Below are 482 nucleotides of genomic sequence, written 5' to 3'. Positions count from 1 at the left end.
ACTCGACCGTGGTCTGCTCCGCCGCCTTCACGTCGCGGCCCTTCGAGGCGTTCGCGGGCAGGACCTCGACCGCGGTGTCGGCCCGGTCCGCGGCGATGAACTGGACGCGTCCCGCGGGGATGCCCAGGACGGCGGAGATCGGGGCGGGGGTGTCGAACTTCTGCATCATGCTCTCCGTTGGCTTGCGGCTGGCTGTTTCCGAACGATGGAAACGCTACGTTGCTTTCCATGTTTACGCAACGAGATCTTTGCTCGAGAGTTGCATACATGCAGGTGAAAGCGCTGCAATCGTTGCAACGCGCTCCGGCTTAACGCAACACAGGGACGGCCGATCGTTGCAATGCATTGAAGGTGAACGCTATGGTGGAGGCATCAAGGAACACCGAGCAGCACCATGGGGCGCCCGTGGGGCATGAAGGGGGTCGTGATGCCGGGAGGCAGGCTCACCCAGCAGGAGCGCCAGCAGATCGCGGTGGGGCTGG

General features: G+C 63.9%; 1 pseudogene. It reads right to left on the bottom strand.

Annotated elements, in window-relative coordinates:
- Positions 1–166: pseudogene (locus ADL29_RS46805) on the bottom strand (DUF4097 family beta strand repeat-containing protein); the annotation flags it as partial.
- Positions 167–482: the final 316 nt, after the last annotated feature.

This window comes from Streptomyces chattanoogensis, assembly GCF_001294335.1.
Classification (GTDB): domain Bacteria; phylum Actinomycetota; class Actinomycetes; order Streptomycetales; family Streptomycetaceae; genus Streptomyces; species Streptomyces chattanoogensis.
Note: the sequence above shows the minus strand (reverse complement) of the source record. Positions and strands in the feature narration are given on the sequence as shown.